This is a genomic window from Streptomyces sp. NPDC028907 (genome assembly GCF_055564995.1).
The window spans coordinates 186204-205967 of record NZ_JBVHVE010000009.1 but is presented as its reverse complement, the minus strand read 5'-3'; the positions used below and the strand labels follow the sequence as shown (position 1 = coordinate 205967).

Below are 19764 nucleotides of genomic sequence, written 5' to 3'. Positions count from 1 at the left end.
CTCCGCCCGGAGTGCCCCGACAGCGTGAAGGGAAACCGCGGGCGGCCGGGGCCGGGATCCGCACGGTGGGCATCGTGCACCCGGTCCGGGGTAATCCCCTTACTACGAAGGGAAGTTGAAGACTGGAGGACCGCATGGCCCGTGGAACCCCACGTTCGCGTGCCGCGTTGCACCCCGGCACTCCCACCAAGTCCGCAGGCGCCGCCAAATCCGGGCGCACTGCCAAATCCGGGCGCGCTCGCAAGTCCGCCGAGCCCGAGCCGTCCCCGCGATCCGAGCGGCATCCCTTGCGCTTGCTCGCCCGGCTGCTGGCCATGGTGTGCGCGTTCGCGTTCATGGTCGCCTTCGCCGTCGTCCTGGCGAGGCTCACCCTGGAGCCGTCTCCCGCGTCGGAGGCCCTGACGCACACCAACCTGCGGCCCGGCCGTTCGCTGCGGGCCTATCTGGACCAGCCCGAACTGCGCGACGCCGTCCGGCAGATCGGGGGGAATCTGCTGCTGGGCGTGCCGTTCGGCGTCCTGGTCCCGGTCGTCGCCCCGAGGACGCGGGGCGTGCTGCGCGTGCTCCTGCTGACGGCGACCGTCATGCTCCTCGTCGAGTTCGCCCAGGGCGCCCTGGTCACAGGGCGCGCCTTCGACGTCGACGACGTCATCCTCAACACCACCGGTGCCCTGATCGGCTACCTGCTGCTGGGGCGGCGGCTGAGCCGCGCCGTGCACGCGCGGGGGTCGCGCTCCGCGAAGGCGCAGAGCAAGACCTCCTAGAACCGCAGGACCAGCTGGACGATGGCCACCGTGCCTACGACCAAGATGAACGTGCGCAGAACCGCTGGACTCAGTCGGCGGCCGACGGTGGCTCCGAGATGGCCGCCGACTGCGGACCCCACGGCGAGGAGGGCGACGGCCGTCCAGTCGAAGTCGGCGACGACGAGGAAGAAGAGCGCGGCGACGGAGTTGACCACGGCGACGAGCACGTTCTTGACGGCGGTGAGGCGTTGCAGGCCGTCGTCGAGGAGCATGCCCATCAGGGCGACGTAGATGATGCCCTGGGCGGCTGCGAAGTAGCCGCCGTAGACGCTGGCCAGGGTCAGTCCGACGAGCAGCAGGGGGCCGCCGTCGGGGCGCGTGGAGCGCTCCTCGCGTGCCCGGCGGGCGCTCAGCCTCCTGCCGATCAGCGGCTGGAGGGCGACCAGCACGAGGGCGAGTCCCACCAGGACCGGCACGATCCGTTCGAACGCTGAGGCGGGCAGGGCGAGCAGCAGCGCGGCTCCGGTGAGCCCGCCGAGCAGGGCGCCGACGCTCCACTTCAGGATGCGGCGGCGCTGGCCACGCAGTTCGGCGCGGTATCCGACGGCTCCGCTGATCGAGCCCGGGATCAGTCCGAGCGCGTTGGAGACCGTGGCGGTGACCGGCGGCAGGCCCGTGGCGAGCAGGACCGGGAACGAGATCAGCGTCCCCGACCCGACGGCTGCGTTGACGGCCCCGGCCGCCGTGCCCGCGCCCAGGATCGCGAGCAGCTCACCGATGTGTGCGGCGTTCATGGTGAGAAGCCTAGGAACGCAACACTTCGGCGATGGACGAAGGATGGGAAATCCTGGTCCGTACCAAGGTATTGACGGGCTCTTATCTCACTCCTTAAATCAAGTGGCGACACCTTCCCCCCCACCTCGGTCGGCGCACCCCGCCCCGCGGGCCGCCGCACGGAAGGGAGCACGATGGCCTCCCCACGCCTGCTCCGCACCGCTCTTCTCACCGCCCTGTCGGCCGTCCTGGTCGCGTCAGCCGCGATCGGCCCCGCACGGGCCGACCAACCGGACGTCTCGGCGGCGGCGGTGGCGTTCTCCGACACCTTCGACGGGCCCGCGGGCGCCGCGGTCGACTCGTCGAAGTGGCAGATCGAGACCGGAGACAACGTCAACAACCACGAGCGGCAGTACTACACCTCGGGTAACAAGAACGCGGCCCTCGACGGCCAGGGCCATCTGGTGATCACGGCCCGGCGGGAGAACCCCGCCGACTACCGGTGCTGGTACGGCACTTGCCAGTACACCTCGGCCCGGCTGAACACCGCCGGGAAGTTCACCGCGCAGTACGGGCACGTCGAGGCGCGGCTGAAGGTGCCGCGGGGGCAGGGCATGTGGCCCGCGTTCTGGATGCTGGGCACGCCCGTCAACTGGCCGGACTCCGGCGAGATCGACGTCATGGAGAACGTCGGCTTCGAGCCCTCGACCGTGCACGGCACGATCCACGGTCCCGGCTACTCCGGTTCGGGCGGCATAGGCGCCGCCTACTCGCTTCCCAACGGGCAGGCCTTCGCCGACGCCTTCCACACCTTCGCCGTCGACTGGGCGCCCGACTCGATCACCTGGTCCGTGGACGGGAACGTCTACCAGCGCCGCACACCCGCCGACCTGGGCGGCAGGCAGTGGGTCTTCAACAAGCCGTTCTTCCTGATCCTCAACCTCGCGGTGGGCGGCTACTGGCCCGGCGACCCGGACGGCTCCACGGTCTTTCCGCAGCAACTGGTGGTGGACCACGTCTCGGTGGCCACCGGCGACAGCCCGACCGGCGGCGCCCCGATCCGAGGGCTGGCCGGAAAGTGCGCGGACGTGGCCGGGGCGAACTCCGCCAACGGCACGCCCGTCCAGCTCTACGACTGCAACAGCACCGCCGCCCAGCGCTGGACCGCGGGCTCGGACGGCACGCTCCGCGCGCTCGGCAAGTGCCTGGACGCCACCGGCAACGGCACCGCGGACGGCACGACCGTCCAGCTGTGGGACTGCACCGGCGGCCCCAACCAGAGATGGACCGTCACCGGGGCGCACGACATCGTCAATCCGCAGGCCGACAAGTGCCTCGACGTGACCGGAAACGACGCGGCCAACGGCACCCGGTTGCAGCTGTGGAGCTGCACGGGCGCCGGCAACCAGAAATGGACGGTCGGCTGACCCCGGCCGGTCCAGCTCTCGGACAGGGCCTAGTAGTGGTGGTGCCAGGTGAACTTGTCCCCGCCGACCCAGCGGACCACGTCCGGGTCGTCCAGGTCATGGACCGTGATGCCGAACGCGGCGGCATACTCCAGGACGTCGGTGATGGTCCTCGCCTGACCGACGACCATGCCGTCGATCTCCATGATGCGGAACGGAGGCGTACCCGGCTGAACCCCGAGCACCATGATCCGCGGGTGTGACATGTGCGGGCTCATGCTTTCGGTCATGAATAGAGCGTAAAGCGCTACTCGCTCCGGCGGGTCCCTGAGCCGTCGACATTTCCTTCGGCCGGCGTCCGGTGGCCCCTGCCGGCAGTCCCGGGGGTGCGGCCCCGGGGAGCCTGGGGAACTCTGGAGGAGGAGGTGGCGATGGACCCCGTCGAGGCCCTGGAGCGGATCGCCTTCCTGCTGGAGCGGGCCCTGGCGCCGACCTACCGCGTCCGTGCGTTCCGGACGGCCGCCCGCGTGCTCGCCGCGCTCCCCGAAGGCGAGGTGCGCGAGCGCGCGGAGGCCGGGTCACTGGAGTCGCTCAAGGGCGTCGGCCCGAAGACGGCCCAGGTGGTCCGCGAGGCACTCGCGGGTGGGACGCCGGGCTATCTGGAGAAGCTGGAGAGCGAGGCCGGGGAGTCCGCCGGGGCCGACGACCGGCCCGGCGGGCGGCTGCGGGCGCTGCTGCGCGGGGACTGCCATCTGCACTCCGACTGGTCCGACGGCGGCAGCCCGATCGAGGAGATGGGCCGGACCGCGGCGGAGCTGGGCCACGAGTGGGCGGCGCTCACCGACCATTCGCCGCGGCTGACCGTGGCGCGCGGTCTGTCCCCCGAGCGGCTGCTGCGGCAGCTGGACGTGGTGGCGGAGCTGAACGCGACCTGGGCACCGTTCCGGCTGCTCACCGGCATCGAGTGCGACATCCTGGAGGACGGCTCGCTGGACCAGGAGCCGGAGCTGCTGGACCGGCTGGACGTCGTGGTGGTGTCCGTGCACTCCAAGCTGCGCATGGACGCCCGCTCGATGACCCGGCGGATGGTGACCGCCGTACGCGATCCGCACGCCGACGTGCTGGGGCACTGCACGGGCAGGCTGGTGACCGGGCGGGGGCGGCCCGAGTCGGAGTTCGACGCGGACGAGGTGTTCACGGCGTGTGCCGAGTCGGGCACTGCGGTGGAGATCAACAGCCGGCCGGAGCGGCTGGACCCGCCGCGCCGGCTGCTGCGCCGGGCCGCCGACGCGGGCGTGCTGTTCTCGATCGACACCGACGCGCACGCGCCGGGACAACTGGACTGGCAGATCCTCGGGTGCGCCCGCGCGCAGGAGTGCGAGGTGCCGGCCGAGCGCGTGGTGACCACCTGGGGCCTGGACGAACTGCTGGCCTGGACCCACGAGGGCCGGACACCGGCCCGAGTGGCGGGCGTCTGACGTGGTACTCGACCGGCGAAGCAACGGTTCGCGCCAGGAAGGGGCAGTCCATGGAACGGGCGGCGGTGTTCGACGTCGACGGCACCCTTGTCGACACCAATCACCTCCACGTGACGACCTGGTGGGAAGCCTTCCGCCAGGCCGGCCACCGGGTGCCCATGCACGCCGTCCACCGGGCCGTCGGACTCGGCTCGACCGATCTGATCGCCCACCTCCTCGGCGACGACCGGGACAAGGACCGGGACGCCGAGTTGAGCGCCGCGCACAAGGCCCTGTACGGCCAGTACTTCGACCGGCTGCCCCCGCTGCGCGACGCGGACCGGCTGTTGCGCCGGCTCGCCCGCGAGGGCTGGCGCGTCGTCCTCGCGACCTCGGCAGGCGGCGCGGAGCTTTCCGCGCTGCGCCGGGCGATCTCCGCGGACGACGCGATCGACGCCACCGCGAGCGCCGACGACGTCGACGAGGGCAAACCCGCGCCGGAGCCGGTCGAGCACGCCCTGGAACTGGCCGGGGTGCCCGCCGAGCGGGCGGTCTTCGTCGGCGACACCGTGTGGGACATGCGGGCCGGCACCCGGGCCGGGGTGCGCTGTGTGGGCGTCCTGTGTGGCGGCATCCCCCGCGTCGACCTGCTGGACGCGGGCGCCCAGGCGGTCTACGACGACCCGGCCCATCTGCTGGCGACGCTGGCGGACAGCCCTTTGGCCGACGTGCCGGGCGGCCCGGACACGCACACGCACACGCACACCGGATGACGCGAGCGACGGAGGGGGCACCTCGGCCCGCACACCGGGTCACCCGGGCGACGGAATCGGCACGACATCGGGCCGACGGGGGCACCCGCGTGATCAACGCGCTACGACGGGACGCGGACTCCGTCGGCAGGGCCGCCCAAGCCGCCTGGGCCGGGCCCGGCCGGGAGCGGGACCTGGTCGTGCAGTCGCTCAAGGCGGCGGCCGCGGCGCTGCTGGCCTGGCTGGTGGGGAGCGTGTGGCTGGGCGACCCGATGGCCCTGATGGCGTCCTGGGTCGCGCTGATCCTGGTGCAGGCCACCGTGTACAGCTCGCTGCTCCAGGCCGCGCGGCAGTTCACGGCGATCTGCGCCGGGACCGTGCTCGCCTCGGCCGCGCTGGCGCTCACCGGGAGCACCCTGGGCGCGCTGGCCCTGTCGATCCCCCTGCTGATGCTGCTGGCCAACTGGCGGCGGTTCGGCGACCAGGGCGTCTTCGGCGCGACAACCGCGCTGTTCACCCTGGCCACGGGCGCGGCCGGGGCGTCCGCCGTCGGCCACCGGGTGGGGCAGGCCGCCCTCGGTGCGGTGATCGGGGTCGCCGTCAACGCGCTGGTGCTGCCGCCGATCCATCTGCGGGACGTACGGGAGAACCTCGCGGCGCTGGCCCAGGAGGCGGGGGATCTCCTGCACACCGTGGCCGCCGATCTGCGGGACACCGAGTGGAACGCGCAGAGCGCGGCCGGGTGGTCGAGTGCCTCGGCGCGACTGGAGCGCCGTCTGGAGACGTTGCGCTCGGCGCGGGGCTGGAGCCGGGAGAGCCTGCGGCTGACCGCGGGGCCCCTGCGGGTGCGGCGCGCTTCGAGGCCGGCGCCGCCTGAGGAGGAGGACGAGCGCTGGAGCCGTGTCACCGGGCACATCAGGGCGCTCACCCGGACGCTGGCCGTCGCGGCCGACGAGGAGCGCACTCCCCTGCCGCCCGACGGGCCCGCGCTGCACGCGTACGCCGGGCTGCTGGACCTGATCGGCGACGCGTGCCAGGTGGAGAGCGGGCGTCTGCTGGGGGACGCCGAGGACGGGGCGGGTCCGGACGACCGGGCCGAGGCCACGATGCTGCGGCTGCAACGCGAGCTCCAGGACTGGCTGCGCGAGCACGCCGGGCAGGGCGCGGTTCGCGCGACGGTGCTCGGGACCCTGCTGCTGCAGGCCGAGAACGTGTGGAGCGAGACCGTTTCAGCAGGTCAGCGAGGGTGACACAGATCACCTGACATCGGCCTCCACGCTGGAACACCGGAGGGTGGTTGCCCGTTGAACAACACGTGGGTGCGGATGGGACAGTGTCCCCGGGCCTCACCTTTTGCCCACAGGGACCATCGTTCGGCTGAAGCCCTGTGGAGCCTTTCGCCGAGAGGCGACCGCCATCCGCACCCACCACAGACCGCCCCGACCGTGGTTCCCCCGTCCCGGTCGGGGCTCTTTCCTTTTGCGGGCGCAGCCGGCCGGTGGGCGCGCCCCGCCGGGTCGGCTTGACTTCGAGAGCACTCCAATTCGTAGCGTTCCGGACATGAGCACTGCACAGCACAAGATCGGCTCGGGCTTCGGCGCCCACAGCACCGCCGACGACGTCCTGGACGGCATCGACCTCTCCGGCAAGCTCGCGATCGTCACCGGCGGCTACTCGGGGCTCGGCCTGGAGACCACGCGTGCCCTCACCGAGGCGGGCGCCCGGGTCGTCGTACCCGCGCGTCGGCCGGACACCGCGCGGGCGGCCCTCGACGGCGTGGACGGTGCAGAGGTGGACGCGCTCGACCTCGGAGACCTTCAGAGCGTGCGCTCCTTCGCCGAGCGCTTCCTGGACACGGCGCGCACGATCGACATCGTGATCGACAACGCCGGGATCATGGCCTGCCCGGAGACCCGGGTCGGGCCCGGCTGGGAGGCCCAGTTCGCGACCAACCACCTCGGTCACTTCGCCCTGGTCAACCGGCTCTGGCCGGCGATCGAGCCCGGCGGCGCCCGGGTGGTGTCCGTGTCCTCGCGCGGCCACCACTTCTCCGGCATCCGCTGGGACGACGTGCACTGGCGGCAGGGCTACGACAAGTGGCAGGCCTACGGTCAGGCGAAGACCGCGAACGTCCTGTTCGCCGTCCGGCTCGACCGGCTCGCGGCGGACCGTGGCGTACGGGCCTTCGCGCTCCACCCCGGCGGCATCCTCACCCCTCTCCAGCGGCATCTGCCGAAGGAGGAGATGGTGGCCCATGGCTGGATCGACGAGGAGGGCAACCCGATCCCGCAGGACGGCTTCAAGACGCCCCAGCAGGGCGCCGCGACCCAGGTGTGGGCCGCGACCTCGCCCCAGCTGACCGGCATGGGCGGCGTCTACCTGGAGGACTGCGACATCGCCGAGCCCGCCCCGGCCGACGGTGAGCGCGCCGGCGTGAAGGACTGGGCGGTGGACCCGGAGCAGGCGGCGCGGCTGTGGACCCTCTCGGCGGAGCTCACCGGGGTGGACGCGTTCGCCTCGTAGTGCGGCGGCCCGGAGCGTGCGAGCGCCTCGTAGGGGGTACTCGGACGCTCCGCGTCCCCACTCTTCGTAAGGAGCCGCAGGTGAGCAGCGAAGCGGCCCGCAGGATCGTGGTCACCGGTGCCACGGGCAATGTCGGTACGAGTGTGGTGCGGCTGCTCTCGGAGGATCCGGAGGTCGGCTCCGTGCTGGGGCTGGCCCGCCGGATCCCCGACTGGTCGCCGCCGAAGACGGACTGGACGGCGGTCGACCTGGGTTCCGAGCAGGCCGCCCTGGCGGGCATCTTCGCGGGTGCCGACGCCGTCGTCCATCTGGCCTGGGCGTTCCAGCCGACGCACGACCCGGCGCGGACCTGGCGGACGAACGTGCTGGGCGGCATCCGGGTCTTCGAGGCGGTCGCCGCGGCCAAGGTGCCCACGCTGGTGCACGCGTCGTCGGTCGGCGCGTACTCGCCGGGGCCGAAGGACCACGCCGTGGACGAGTCATGGCCGACCCACGGCTGGCCCGACGCCGCGTACTGCCGGGAGAAGGCCTATCTGGAGCGGACGCTGGACACCTTCGACCGGGCGCATCCCCGGGTGCGGGTGGTGCGGATGCGGCCGGCGTTCCTGTTCAAGCGGGAGTCGGCGAGCGAGCAGCGCCGTATCTTCGGGGGCCGGTTCCTGCCGGGTCCGCTGGCCCGGCCCGAGCTGCTGCCGGTCCTGCCGGACATTCCGGGACTGCGGGTCCAGGCCCTGCACACGGACGACGCGGCGGCGGCGTATCGGCTCGCCGTGAAGTCCGATGTCCGGGGCGCGTTCAACCTGGCGGCCGACCCGCCGGTCGACGCGGGGCTGCTGGGCGAGATGCTCGGCGCACGCCCGGTCCGGCTGCCCCGTCCGGCGGCCCGCTCGGCGATCGCCGCCGCGTGGGGGCTGCACCTGCTGCCCGCTTCCCCGCACCTCTTCGACGCGGTGCTGCGGCTGCCGCTGATGGACTGCACACGGGCCCGGACGGAACTGGGCTGGCGGCCTGAGCGTACGGCGACAGAGGTGCTGGAGGAGTTCCTCCAGGGCCTCCAGCGCGGTGAAGGCGCACCGACGGAGCCGATGCGGGGCCGCAAGGTCGGCTGAGCCCGGCTCAGCCGGGCGGCTCCTCGGGTGCCGGATGTTCCGGATGGACCGCACCCGACGGGGACGCGCCCTGCCGGCTGGTGCCCGCCTCGTCCGTGTCGGGGACGTCGTCGTCCTCGCCCGCCTCGTCGGCGGGCTCGACCGACACCTCCCAGGGGTCCTCCCCCTCGTTCGCCTGCTGGTCCGGCAGATCTCGTGGAACCGGCCCGCCGTTCTGCTCCGGCGCCTCGCGACGGTCGTCGGCCATGGTGCACCTCCTGCGCGTCGTGCAGGGATGTAGTGAAAGTCCCGGGCGCCGCGGGTGCTGTTCGGGACTTTCACAACACCCCCTAGGTCAGGGCACCGCGAGTACCGCTACCGCGAGCGGCGAAACCTCAGTGCGGCACGCGCTCCGAGGGAGCCGTCGGCCAGCCGGGCCCGGGCCCCTGCGCCGCCGGTTCGGCGCGTCGGCCGCCCCGCGCGAAGAAGTCGGCGAGCGGCAGGATCGCGGCGCCCACGGTGACCGCGTCCGGACCGAGCCGGCCCAGGTCGACGGTGACCTTCTGGGCCGGGTGCCGCAGGGCGTACGAGGCGGCGTACCGGCGTACGGCGGGCAGGAAGCGGGCGCCTAGCTGGAGGCCCGCCCAGCCGCCGATCAGGATGCGCTCGGGCTGGAAGAGGTTGATCAGGTCGGACAGGCCCGCGCCCACGTACTCGGCCGTCTCCTCCAGCATGGCGAGCGCCACCGGGTCCGCGGCCCGCCCCTCGGGCGGATACGCGCCGGCCAGCATCGCCGCCAGCGCGGTCTCCTCGTCGGCGCCCGCCGGCGTGCTCCCGCCCTCCTCGTGCCAGCGCGCGAGCAGCGACTCGGCGCCCGCGTAGGCCTCCAGGCAGCCGAGGGCACCACAGCGGCAACGGCGCCCCCGGACCCGTACCGTCAGATGCCCCCACTCGACGGCCCGCCCGTGCTCCACCTCGGGGGTGACCAGACAGGCGCCGACGCCGGAGCCGAAGAGCACGACGAGCGCGTTGCGGGCGCCGCGTCCGCCGCCGAACCACATCTCGGCCTGGCCGAGGGTCCGGGCGCCGTTGTCGATGAAGTACGGGACGCTGTCCGGGAGCGGTGAGCCGGCACGCAGGAGCTGTTCCAGCGGTACGGCGTCCCAGCCGATGGTCTGTCCGTGCACGACGGCGCCGGGGCCCGGTGTGTGTTCGACGATCCCGGGGACTCCGATGCCGACGCCGAGGAGCCGCTCGGGTGCGATGCCGGCGGCCGAGAGCACCTCGGCGATGCCGTCGCGCACATGGCCGACGATGCCCTCGACCTCGTACCGCCGCTGTGTCAACGGGCGTTCCGCGCGGGCGAGTTCGGTGAGGGTGAGGTCGAAGAGCCCGATCCGTACCCGGGTCTCCCCCACGTCGACGCCGATCATGTGGCCGCTGGTGGGGGCGACGCGCAGCAGGATGCGGGGGCGGCCGCCGTCGGAGTCGACGCTGCCGGCCTCCTCGACCAGGCCGTCGGCGATCAGCTCGGCGACGACATTGCTGATGGAACCGGAGCTCAGTCCGGTCGCCGGGCCGAGTTCGAAGCGGCTGAGGGGGCCGTCGAAGTAGAGGCGCTGCAGCACGGCCGTACGGTTGCCCCGCCTGAGGTCCCGTACCGTGCGCCCGTTCCGCCCCGCCATGCGGCTCCCTCCCGACCAGCCTGTTCCCCACCTGCTCGAACGCTCCCCATTGTGGACCACGAGCCGGTCTACGAGGTCAGGTCCTCGATCTCGGCCAGTGCCGCCACGAGCTCCGGGGCGACGGTGTCCTGGACCCAGCGGTGCTGTGCGGCGTCGGCCGCCCGGGGGACCGTCTCCGTGAGCATGATCAGGTAGAGGTAGGAGCGGTAGAGGGCCAGGCGGAGACGGGCCGGGGCGTCGAAGTCGGCGCGCCCCCCGGCCTCCCGGTATCCGGCGAGGAAGGCGTCGTCCCGCTTGATGTCGTCGAGCAGCGCCAGGGAGACGAAGTCGGCGAGCGGGTCGCCCCAGAACATGCGCTCCCCGTCGATGAGCCCTCCGATCCGGGCCCGGCCCGACGCCCGGTCCACCAGGATGTTGCCCGGCCACAGGTCGAAGTGGACCAGGCACGGGACGGTGACCGCGTCGAGGGCGTCGTAGCCGGCCCGGAGGGTGTCCGCGACGGCGTCGGCGGGGCGGGGCAGCGCGGCCCGGTAGTGGCGGGCGTCGTCGAGGACGGCGTCGAGCATTCCGGTGAAGGCGGTGCGCCAGTCGGGGGCGAGCGGGCCGAGGGCGCCGGAGGGATAGCCGAAGGCCGGTCCGGTCACCCGGTGCAGTCGGGCGACCTGGCGGCCCAACTCCGTGCGCAGGGCGGTTCGTTCGGTGTCGGTGAGCTCGCCGTTCCAGGGTTCGCCGGGGCAGGCCGTCATCAGCAGCAGGTCCCCGTCGGCCACCACACGCGGTACGGGCACGTCCGCCTCGGCGGCCCTCCGGTAGAACTCCACCTCGGACTCCAGCAGCCGGTTCTCGTGGCTCAGTCCCGGGACGGTGGACGGCGGCGGCACCTTCAGTACGTACCGGCGGCCGTCGGTGAGGAGGAGTTCCTCGACCGTGTTGTAGGTGCCGCCCGCCAGCGGACGGAGGTGGGCCAGGTGGTCCGGCGCCATGCCCGCCGCGTCCAGGATCTGCCGGGCCCGTTCCCAGGAGTCCGCCACCGTGCGCCCACCCCGCCCCTTCGGTCCCCGTCGGTCAGCCGGCCGCGTACACGTCCTCGACGTAGCGCCCGTCCGCGATCAGTGCGTCGAGCCACCGCCCGGCCGCCGCGTCGTCGGCGCCCGGCGTGCGCTCCCGGTACAGCGTACGGAACGCCTCGCGCACACCCGGCGCCATCCGCGAACCGTCCCCGCACACGTACACCCGGGCGCCCGCCCCGAGCAGTTCCCAGACCTCGTCGGCCTCGGCGGCGACGCGGTGCTGGACGAAGGCCGCTCCGTCCTGCGGGGCGGCGCTGAAGGCGGGGCGGAGCGAGACGGCGCCGGCTGCCTCGGCGGCGCGCAGTTCGTCGGCGTGCAGGAAGTCGGCGTCGGGGGCGTCGCAGCCGAAGTAGCAGAGGGCGGGGGCGAGTTCGGCGCCGGTCGCGAGTGCCGCCGTGCGGTCGGCTATGGCGCCCCGGAAGGGGGCGAGCCCGGTGCCCGCGGCGACCATGACGACGGGCCTGCCGGCGTCGATCCGGAAGGCCTCTCGGCAGGGCTGGACGCGGGCGTACACCGTGTCGCCGGGCTCGACGCGGGTGAGGTGGCCGGAGCCGGTCCCCCGGTAGAGGCCATTGCCCGAGCGGGCAGGGGCCTCCAGCAGGGAGACCATCAGGTCCGCGTGGCCGGGGTGGACGGCCGGCGAGGAGGAGATGGAGTAGTGGCGGGGGCGCAGCGGGGTGAGGATCTCCAGGAGTCGCGGCCAGTCGAGGGCGCCGCGCAGGGCCGGGAAGTCCTCGATCACCTCGACCAGGGTGCGGGGGTCGTCGGTCAGGTTCACCAGGGCCGTGCGCTCCGGTGGGCACGGGTTGGCGGCGGCGAGGGCGGAGAGCTGGGCGGCGCTCGGGCGCTCCTGCAACTCGACGTGGAGGGTGAGGAGTTGGCGTACGGTCACCGGGCGGTCGACCGCGAGGCCGTCCCGGCGGGGGCGGGTGGCGCGGATGTCCAGGACGGTGCCGAGGTCGACGCCGAGCGCGGCGGCGGCTCGCTCGACCAGGGCGGGGGCGTTGGCGGGCAGGACCGTGAGGTGGTCGGCGGTGCGGTAGGTGACGCCGTCCGGCAGGGCGACGCGGACGAAACGCTTGCGGCGGGGGTGGCCGAGGGCGGTGAGGTCGTGGGCCTCGGTGACCGTCATGGGGACGAGTCCGTGCCGTTTCGCGAGGGCGTCCAGCGGGCCTCCGGTCAGCGTGCGGACCTCGTAGGCCGTGGTCGGCTCGGGGTCGGCGGGGGCGGTGGCGTCCGGGTCGCCGTACCGCTCCAGCAGCGCCGTGCGGAGTCGGCGCGTGAAGTCCCGTACCGCGCCGGTGAGATCACCGGAGGCGTCGGCGGCCGCGCGGTCGACGAGGCGGGTGGCGCCGAGGTCGGCGAGGCGTGCGTCGAAGCGGGTGGGGACGTGCTGGTAGGTGGCGGCCCAGTTGCGGTCGCCGACGCCGAGGACGGCGTAGGTGACGTCCTCGGCGTCGGGGACCTCCTCCAGCCAGGCGGCGAAGGCGGTGGCGTCGTCGGTGGGGCGGCCGTTGTAGGAGGCGGCGGTGATCACCACCGGGCGGTCGGTGGGCAGGCCGCCGGCGTAGTCGTCGAGGGGTGCCACCTGGGTCGCGCAGCCGATCGCGGCGGCCTCGTCGGCGAGCTGGGCGGCGAAGTCGCGGCAGGTGCCGTAGTTGCTGCCGTGCAGGAACAGGGCGCTGGTGCCGGGGCGGACGCGGGCGGGGAGCGCGGCCGTGGCGGACTCGGCCTGCGCGGCGGGGGTGGCGCCCGGCAGTGGGGTGTGTGCGCGGTCGGCGGTGGTGCGCGGGGTCAGGGTGAGGGTGAAGCCCTCGGGCTTGAGCGTGAGGGTCTCCTTGACCGTGAGGCGGTAGTCGGCGTGGTCGCGCAGCCGGTAGCGGTGGACGAGCATCGCGAGCAGCATGGTCGCCTCGTGCAGCGCGAACTGCCGCCCGATGCAGGCCCGTTCACCGGTTCCGAAGGGCTTGAAGGCGTGCACGGACCGGGTCTCCTCGGCCTCCGGTGTGAACCGCGAGGGGTCGAACAGCTCGGGGTTGTCGCCCCAGACCGGCTGCCGGTGCAGCATCGGCGTCAGCACCAGGGCGGCCTGTCCGGCGCGCAGCGCAACGCGCCCGCCGAGCAGGGTGTCCTCGCGGGCCTGCCGGGAGAACACGGCCGCCGTGGGCCACAGCCTGAGCGCCTCGTTGAGGACCTGGCGGGTGTATGCCAGCTTCCCGACCTCGTCGTAGGTCGGCTCGGGGTCGGCCCGGTCGCCCCACAGCTCGTCGGCCTCGCGCCGCACGAGCTGAAGCGCGGTCGGGTGCTTGGCCAGGTAGTACAGGGCGAAGGACATCGCGCCGGAGGTGGTCTCGTGGCCGGCGATCAGGAAGGTGATGACCTGGTTGCGGATGTTGGCGGTGTCGAGGGTGGTGCCGTCCGCCGGGTGCTCGGCGGTGAGCATCAGGCCGAGGAGGTCCTCGGCGGCGCTCTGGTCCGTGCCGCTGCGGGCGGCGATGACGTCGTCGACGACCTGCGCGAGATAGGCGGAGTCGTCGCGGAAGGCCGCGTCGGCCGCCGAGTAGTCCCGGCCGGGGACCCGGGCGAGCCGGGTCATGCTCCACTCCAGGCAGCGGACCATCGACTCGACGAAGGGGTGCGGCTCGGGCCGCTCGAAGGAGCCGAAGTCGTAGCCGAATCCGGCGAGCCCGATGGTGTCCAGGGTCATCCGGGTCATGTCGTCGGGGACGTTCACCGGCCGTCCGGCGCGGGCGTCGCGGTCCCAGGAGTCGATGAGTCGGCGGGCCACCTTCAGCATGACCGGGTGGTAGGTGCGCATCGAGCCCAGCGCGAAGGCGGGCATCAGGATGTCGTGCGCCTTGGCCCAGTTGGGCTCGTCGTTGTACGCGGTGAACAGGCCGTCGGCGGCGAACTCGCGGACGTTCTCCAGACCGGGCCCGATGTGCTTGGCGAACCGCTGCTCGTCGGCGAGCTCGGCCACCATGTCCAGGTCGCCCACGAACAGGGTGTCCCGCCCGTACAGCCGCCGCACGAACACCGGCCCGTGCTCCCGCATCAGCGCCATGGCCTGCTGGATCGGGGTACCGCCGGGTCCGACGGAGGTGATGTCGACGACGGGGACGCCGGGGAGGGTGTCCGTGGTCTGCGGGTGCGACGCGGTGGGGGGCATGGCGCGACAACTGCCTTTCGCGGTACGGAGTTCCTGCGATCAAGCGTGATCGAAGGACACCGGCCGCCCGCGCCCCGGCACTACATGATTGTGTAGTGCCGGGCGGAACGGCGCTCTTGCGCCGAGGCAGAGGAGGTGCTCGTGGACTGGCTGCACCCGGAGGCGGTGGTGTGGCGCAACCGCGCGCTGATGGTCTTCGACCGCGTCTCCGTGCCGATCGCGGTCTGCGACGTGTACGGCGCCGTCCTGCTGGCCAATCCGGCGATGGCGGCGGAGTGCGGTACGACGCCGGGGCGGCTGCGCGGCCGGGACGTGCTGGAGCTGTTCCGGCCGCAGGAGGCGACCCAGGTGGAGCGGATCGCCGAGGCGTTGCGGCTGCGGCACCGCTCGCGGTACCAGGTGTCGGTGCGCTGGCAGGCACCCGACGGGACGGAGCGGTACGGCGAGCTGACGGCGGACCCGGTGAGCGACACGGTGGAGGAGACGCCGACGCTGCTGGTGATGCTGCGCGTCCTCGGCGACCGCGAGGCACCCGAGCACAGGCGCGCCCAGGTGGCACCGATCGAGGCCCGCATCCTGGCCCTCCTCGCGGGGGGTGCCACGACGGCGCGGGCCGCGCGGGAGACGGGGCTGACGGTGGACGGCGTGAACTACCACCTGCGACGCCTGTCGGCACGGTGGGAGGCGGCGAACCGTACGGAACTGGTCGCCCGGGCCTATGCGCTGGGCGTGCTCGCCGCCGGGGTGTGGCCGCCGGCGTCCACGGCCGGGGCCGGGTCGGCGTAGGCCGTGCCCGCGCCCTCGGGGGCGCCGAACCGTGCCAGGGTGTGCCACACCTTCTTCAGGTCCTGGAGCTCGTGACGTCCGCTCCGCGCGGCCTCCCCAATGACACGCGGGTCGACATGGCCGTCCTCGGCGATCCGTGCCCCCAGGTCGACGTACTCCTGCCCCCGGAAGCCGGCGTGGCGACGCAGTTCGGACACGCTGAGGCGGTAGCCGGGGTGCCATTCGACGGGGCAGGGCAGCAGGCGGGCCGCGATCTCGACCGGGGTGCCGCGGTATCCGGCGTCCAGGACCACGGCCTCCACGTCCCGGGCCAGGACGACTCCGCCGTGGATCTGCGCCTCGACGTAGTCGTCGAGGGCGTCCCGGTCCCCCGTCTCGGCCAGGGCGAGGAGATGCAGGCCGGTGGCGATGCCGAAGTCGGTCGGTTCGGCGGCGCTGTCGGGGTAGCAGAAGGTGGCGCGGGCGAGGGCCTCGCCTCTCAGACGGAAGTGCGAGGAGCCGAACCGCGGGGCGGCGCCGACGACTTGGCCGCGGAAGTTCAGCGCGCCGTACACAGGCCGCTCGGGCGGGTTCGCGTCGTCGTACGCCCCGCCGAAGATCCGGCTCTCCCAGCGCCAGCGGTCGCCGCCGAGGTGGGCGGTGAGGCCGCCGTTGCTGGTGCCGGTGACGAACTGCGAGTGGTAGGTGCCGTCGTCGGCCAGGGCGCGCAGGATCGGCACGCCCCGCACCAGCCGGTCCGGATGGAAGTTGAGGGTGATGCGCACTGCGGGGTCGAGGGGCGGCCCCGCGGAGAAGGCCGCGACGTGCCGCAGTGCCGCCCGGGCCCGTGCCCCGAGATCTCCGAAATCCACTGGCTCCCCTTCATTCCGCCTGCCTACTCTAGCTTTGAACCTAGGATCCCTAGGGTTCACAGACCGACTCCCAGGAGGCTCCCCATGAGGCCACTCGCCGAGCAGGACATCCGCAACTCATTTATCAACTGCTCGAAAGGTGAGGCCAGACGGCTGCCCCTCCCCCGCGATCTCGACGAACGCCCCTGGGACGACCTCGACTTCCTGGGCTGGCGGGATCCGGGAGCGCCCGATCGCAGCTACCTGGTGGCCGAGCGGGACGGGCGCCCGATGGGCATGAGCCTCCGTTTCCCGTCCTCGCGGCGCGGGTTCCTGCACCGCAGCATGTGCTCGGTGTGTCTGACGACCCATCCGGGCGGCGGGGTCTCCCTGATGACGGCGCGGAAGGCGGGCGCGGCGGGGCGTGAGGGCAACTCGGTGGGCCTGTACATGTGCACCGACCTCGCGTGCTCCCTCTACGTCCGCGGCAAGAAGACGGCGCGGTCGGGCGGACGCTTCGAGGAGAGCCTGACGACGGAGGAGCAGATCGCCCGGACGACGGGCAATCTGTCCTCCTTCCTCGACCAGCTGCACGCCTGACGCCCGCCCTACCGGTCCCGCAGGCGCGCCGCCTCCACCTGGTGCAGATGGATCAGGACGTCGTGAGTCCGGGCGAGCGCGATGTCGTACGGACCGTCCGGGTAGGCCGTGCCGATGGTGCGTGTCGGCCGGGCCCGGCGGAGCCAGTCGTCGGCCGGTGCCCCGACGGTCCGCAGGTCGAGCACGTAGTCCCGGTGCCGTACCCGGTCGAGGGTCCGCTCGTTGGTGCCCGGGCCAGCCGGGCCCAGGGTCCAGCGGCGGACGGTGCCGCCGTCCGGGCCGGTGGCGTTGAACGAGCCCCGGCCGAAGGTCAGGCCGACGCTCACATAGCCCGCGCCGAGACTGTCGCGCAGGAACGCGCCCTGGACCTTGGGATACTGCGCGGGGTCCTCCGGCACATGGCCGACGTGATTGTCGTGCGCCGACAGCAGCACCTTGGTGCCGGTGTGCCGCTGCCACCACACCACGTTCGCGGCCATCGCCGCGTCGCGGTAGCGCATGGCCGCGGCGATCTCGGCGGGATCCGCCACGTCGAAGGCGTACTGTCCGGCGGTCTGGTCGATCACCCTCGCCGCCTGGACGGCCCGGTCGTACGCCTCGCGGTCGGCGCCCGGAGCCTGCCGCCGCAGCAGCCGCAGCGCCTCAGCCGTGCGCTCCGTCCGCTCCACGCACTCCGCGTACGGCAGCTTCAGGTACCGCTCGATGTAGGCGCCGGTCGGCACGGTGGGCCGCAGCCCGCGGTACAACTCGGCGATCCGGGCGCTCAGCTGCGGGTGCCCGGCGGCCACGTAGTCCTCGACGGTGTCGTACACCTCCGGCCCGGTCCAGGAAATGTCGTCGCCCATGAAGCGGACGGGGTCGCCGGGGTGGCGGACGTTGTACGCGCGCATCCACTCGACGAGCCGCAGGTAGTCGGTGTTGTTCCACCACAGGTAGTCCCGCTGGAACTCCTCGCGCATGATGCGCCGCGGGTCGCCCTTGCCGTACAGGACGTAGTCGTCGAGACGCAGGCCGGTGCTCCAGGGGGCCTCCAGGGCGAAGGTTCGGAAGCCCTTCTCCTGGACGAGGTGGCGGAAGACGCGGTCCTTGAGGGCGAAGAATTCGTGCGAGCTGTGAGTGGCCTCGCCCAGGGCGACGACGTCGGCGCCGCCGATCATCCGGTCCAGGGGGCGCAGATCGCGGGTGTCGCCACCGGGCTCGACGGTGCGCAGCCGGTGGGCGGCGCGGTCGAGGGCTCCGCCGACCGTGGTGGGGGTCTGGGCCGCCGTGGCCGGGATGCCGGTCGTCAGGGCGGCGAGGATGATGAACAGGGTCAGTACTGATCCGGTCCGGTGCCGTTTCATCATCCAAGGCTCGCGGCGCCGGGTGTGCGGGGGCCATCCGGCGGTCCTCCGTACCCGGCTGCGGACAGCCCCCGGGGTGACGGCGGGGGGTCTCCCCCGCACGGACCCGGACTGCCGCCCGCCCGCTCCGTCCCGCGCGGGTGTCGACGATCACCAGCCCAGCCCCTTGCCGTAGCACGGCAGTGGCGATCAATCTGGGGTTCCTTGCGGACCGGCACGTTCCGCAAATGGTGGGTGGGAAGCATCGGTGGAAAGGGAACAGCCCGAGGATGCGAGAGGCACGTGAGGGGACGCCGGTCCGGGAGCGGCTGGCGAAGCTGCGCCGGGACCCCGTGGTGGTCCAGACGCTGCGTTCGGCGGCCGCGGCGACGATCGCGTACGTCATCGCGCTGCGCCTGAGCCCGGAGGCGGCGCCCCTGACGGCACCCCTGACCGCGCTGCTGGTCGTCCAGGTCACCTTCTACGCCACCCTCACCAACGGCATTCGCCGCGTGAACTCGGTGGTGGCCGGCGTCCTGGTGGCCATCGCCTTCAGCCTCCTGGTCGGTCTGACCTGGTGGAGCCTCGCCCTGCTGATCGTGGCTTCGCTGGCGGTCGGCCATCTGGTGCGCGTGAACGAGTACGTGCCCGAAGTGGCGATCAGCGCGATGCTGGTCCTCGGGGTCACGACCGTCGGGGACACCGCGTGGGCGCGGGTCGTGGAGACGCTGATCGGCGCGGTGGTCGGGCTCGGCTTCAATCTGCTGCTCGCGCCGCCGGTGTGGGTGGAGGAGGCCGGTGAGTCGATGGAGGCCCTGGCCCGCCGGCTGCGGCAGTTGATGCTGCGCATCGGTGAGGAGGCCGCGGGACGACAACCCGTCGAGCAGGCGGCGGCCCGGCTGCACGAGGCGCGCCGGCTCGATCACGACATCGTGGAGGTGGACGCCGATCTCCGGCAGGCCGAGGACAGCCTGCGGCTCAATCCGCGGGTGCGCGACAGCCTGCTGCACCGGGTGGTGCTGCGCACCGGGCTGGACACGCTGGAGATCTGCACGGTCGTGCTGCGGGTGCTCGCGCGCACCCTCACCGATCTCGCCAAGCAGCGTGAGCCGGAGCCGCTGTTCGAGAAGGAGACGGGCGCCGTCGTCGAGCAGTTGCTGTCCGAGATCGGCGACGCGGTGGTCAGCTTCTCGGTGCTGGTCACCACGCACGTCAGCAGCAACGCCGAATCGGCGGAGTCCCGGCTGTCGGCGGAGCTGCGCACGGCGGCCGGCACCCGCGACCGGCTCGCCGTGCTGCTGCGCGAGGAGGCCGAGCGCGAGGGCCGGCACTGGCAGTTGCTGGGTGCGGTACTGACCGAGGTGAACCGCATCATCGACGAGCTCGACACCGAGCACCGCTCGCGGCGTCTGCTGGAGGAACTGGACCGGGTGTCGCAGGAACAGCGGGTACGGATCCCGCGTCTGAACCGGATCCGCGAGCGCATGGGCGTTCAGGAACAGCTGTGGCGGAACCGTACGGGGATGGGCGGACGTTCTCGATAGGGAGCGCCGGAC

18 protein-coding genes are annotated in these 19764 nt (G+C 72.9%); 10 read left to right on the top strand and 8 right to left on the bottom strand.

Annotated features, from left to right (window positions below; all coding sequences use genetic code 11):
- Window positions 1-134: 134 nt before the first annotated feature.
- Complete coding sequence (locus ACZ4UU_RS27460) at window positions 135-764, top strand: VanZ family protein (protein ID WP_471906026.1); 630 nt, start codon at window positions 135-137, stop codon at window positions 762-764.
- Here the strand turns inward: ACZ4UU_RS27460 and ACZ4UU_RS27455 are convergent.
- On the bottom strand, window positions 761-1540 hold the full coding sequence (locus tag ACZ4UU_RS27455) for a sulfite exporter TauE/SafE family protein (protein ID WP_471906025.1): 780 nt from the start codon (window positions 1538-1540) through the stop codon (window positions 761-763). The genes ACZ4UU_RS27460 and ACZ4UU_RS27455 overlap by 4 nt on opposite strands.
- 174 nt (window positions 1541-1714) lie before the next feature.
- On the opposite strand from ACZ4UU_RS27455, the gene ACZ4UU_RS27450 reads away from it, so the two are divergent.
- Window positions 1715-2947, top strand: coding sequence for an RICIN domain-containing protein (locus ACZ4UU_RS27450; protein ID WP_471906024.1), 1233 nt, complete (start codon window positions 1715-1717; stop codon window positions 2945-2947).
- Between the two features lie 29 nt (window positions 2948-2976).
- On the opposite strand, the gene ACZ4UU_RS27445 is transcribed toward ACZ4UU_RS27450, so the two are convergent.
- Complete coding sequence (locus ACZ4UU_RS27445) at window positions 2977-3216, bottom strand: hypothetical protein (protein WP_471906023.1); 240 nt, start codon at window positions 3214-3216, stop codon at window positions 2977-2979.
- A 141-nt stretch (window positions 3217-3357) separates the two neighbouring features.
- Here ACZ4UU_RS27445 and ACZ4UU_RS27440 point away from each other — a divergent pair, with 141 nt between their 5' ends.
- The 5 genes from ACZ4UU_RS27440 (at window position 3358) to ACZ4UU_RS27420 (ending at window position 8767) form a co-directional block, all read left to right on the top strand.
- On the top strand, window positions 3358-4404 hold the full coding sequence (locus ACZ4UU_RS27440) for a PHP domain-containing protein (RefSeq protein WP_471906022.1): 1047 nt from the start codon (window positions 3358-3360) through the stop codon (window positions 4402-4404).
- Between the two features lie 50 nt (window positions 4405-4454).
- Window positions 4455-5156 carry an HAD family hydrolase gene (locus tag ACZ4UU_RS27435; protein WP_471906021.1) on the top strand — a complete coding sequence of 234 codons (702 nt, stop codon included), beginning with the start codon at window positions 4455-4457 and terminating at the stop codon, window positions 5154-5156.
- Window positions 5153-6385 carry an aromatic acid exporter family protein gene (locus ACZ4UU_RS27430; RefSeq protein WP_471906020.1) on the top strand — a complete coding sequence of 411 codons (1233 nt, stop codon included), beginning with the start codon at window positions 5153-5155 and terminating at the stop codon, window positions 6383-6385. The genes ACZ4UU_RS27435 and ACZ4UU_RS27430 overlap by 4 nt, the downstream gene beginning before the upstream one ends.
- 310 nt (window positions 6386-6695) lie before the next feature.
- Window positions 6696-7658, top strand: coding sequence for an SDR family NAD(P)-dependent oxidoreductase (locus ACZ4UU_RS27425; protein ID WP_471906019.1), 963 nt, complete (start codon window positions 6696-6698; stop codon window positions 7656-7658).
- An 80-nt stretch (window positions 7659-7738) separates the two neighbouring features.
- The gene (locus ACZ4UU_RS27420; protein ID WP_471906018.1) at window positions 7739-8767 is read left to right on the top strand and encodes an SDR family oxidoreductase; all 1029 of its coding nucleotides are present in this window, start codon (window positions 7739-7741) and stop codon (window positions 8765-8767) included.
- 7 nt (window positions 8768-8774) lie between these two features.
- Here the strand turns inward: ACZ4UU_RS27420 and ACZ4UU_RS27415 are convergent, their stop codons facing one another.
- The 4 genes from ACZ4UU_RS27415 to ACZ4UU_RS27400 all read right to left on the bottom strand — a co-directional run bounded on the left by ACZ4UU_RS27415 (window position 8775) and on the right by ACZ4UU_RS27400 (window position 14670).
- A complete protein-coding gene (locus tag ACZ4UU_RS27415; protein WP_471906017.1) occupies window positions 8775-9014 on the bottom strand; it encodes a hypothetical protein in 240 nt (79 codons plus the stop codon).
- 127 nt (window positions 9015-9141) lie between these two features.
- Window positions 9142-10431 carry an ROK family protein gene (locus ACZ4UU_RS27410; RefSeq protein ID WP_471906016.1) on the bottom strand — a complete coding sequence of 430 codons (1290 nt, stop codon included), beginning with the start codon at window positions 10429-10431 and terminating at the stop codon, window positions 9142-9144.
- A gap of 68 nt (window positions 10432-10499) precedes the next feature.
- Window positions 10500-11462 carry a phosphotransferase family protein gene (locus tag ACZ4UU_RS27405; RefSeq protein ID WP_471906015.1) on the bottom strand — a complete coding sequence of 321 codons (963 nt, stop codon included), beginning with the start codon at window positions 11460-11462 and terminating at the stop codon, window positions 10500-10502.
- A 34-nt stretch (window positions 11463-11496) separates the two neighbouring features.
- Complete coding sequence (locus ACZ4UU_RS27400) at window positions 11497-14670, bottom strand: cytochrome P450 (RefSeq protein ID WP_471906014.1); 3174 nt, start codon at window positions 14668-14670, stop codon at window positions 11497-11499.
- 189 nt (window positions 14671-14859) lie between these two features.
- Here ACZ4UU_RS27400 and ACZ4UU_RS27395 point away from each other — a divergent pair, with 189 nt between their 5' ends.
- A complete protein-coding gene (locus ACZ4UU_RS27395) occupies window positions 14860-15456 on the top strand; it encodes a PAS domain S-box protein (protein WP_471906178.1) in 597 nt (198 codons plus the stop codon).
- On the opposite strand, the gene ACZ4UU_RS27390 is transcribed toward ACZ4UU_RS27395, so the two are convergent.
- Window positions 15387-16307, bottom strand: a complete 921-nt coding sequence (locus ACZ4UU_RS27390; RefSeq protein ID WP_471906013.1) for a DUF3626 domain-containing protein — start codon at window positions 16305-16307, stop codon at window positions 15387-15389. The two genes, ACZ4UU_RS27395 and ACZ4UU_RS27390, sit on opposite strands and share 70 nt — an antisense overlap.
- A gap of 84 nt (window positions 16308-16391) precedes the next feature.
- Between ACZ4UU_RS27390 and ACZ4UU_RS27385 the strand changes: the two genes are divergently transcribed.
- Complete coding sequence (locus tag ACZ4UU_RS27385) at window positions 16392-16886, top strand: FBP domain-containing protein (protein ID WP_471906012.1); 495 nt, start codon at window positions 16392-16394, stop codon at window positions 16884-16886.
- 8 nt (window positions 16887-16894) lie between these two features.
- Here ACZ4UU_RS27385 and ACZ4UU_RS27380 read toward each other — a convergent pair whose 3' ends face one another.
- The gene (locus ACZ4UU_RS27380; protein WP_471906011.1) at window positions 16895-18229 is read right to left on the bottom strand and encodes an erythromycin esterase family protein; all 1335 of its coding nucleotides are present in this window, start codon (window positions 18227-18229) and stop codon (window positions 16895-16897) included.
- Window positions 18230-18498: 269 nt separating this feature from the next.
- Between ACZ4UU_RS27380 and ACZ4UU_RS27375 the strand changes: the two genes are divergently transcribed.
- Entirely contained in the window at window positions 18499-19752 is a 1254-nt protein-coding gene (locus tag ACZ4UU_RS27375) for an FUSC family protein (RefSeq protein WP_471906010.1), read from the top strand.
- The last annotated feature ends 12 nt before the right edge of the window (window positions 19753-19764 follow it).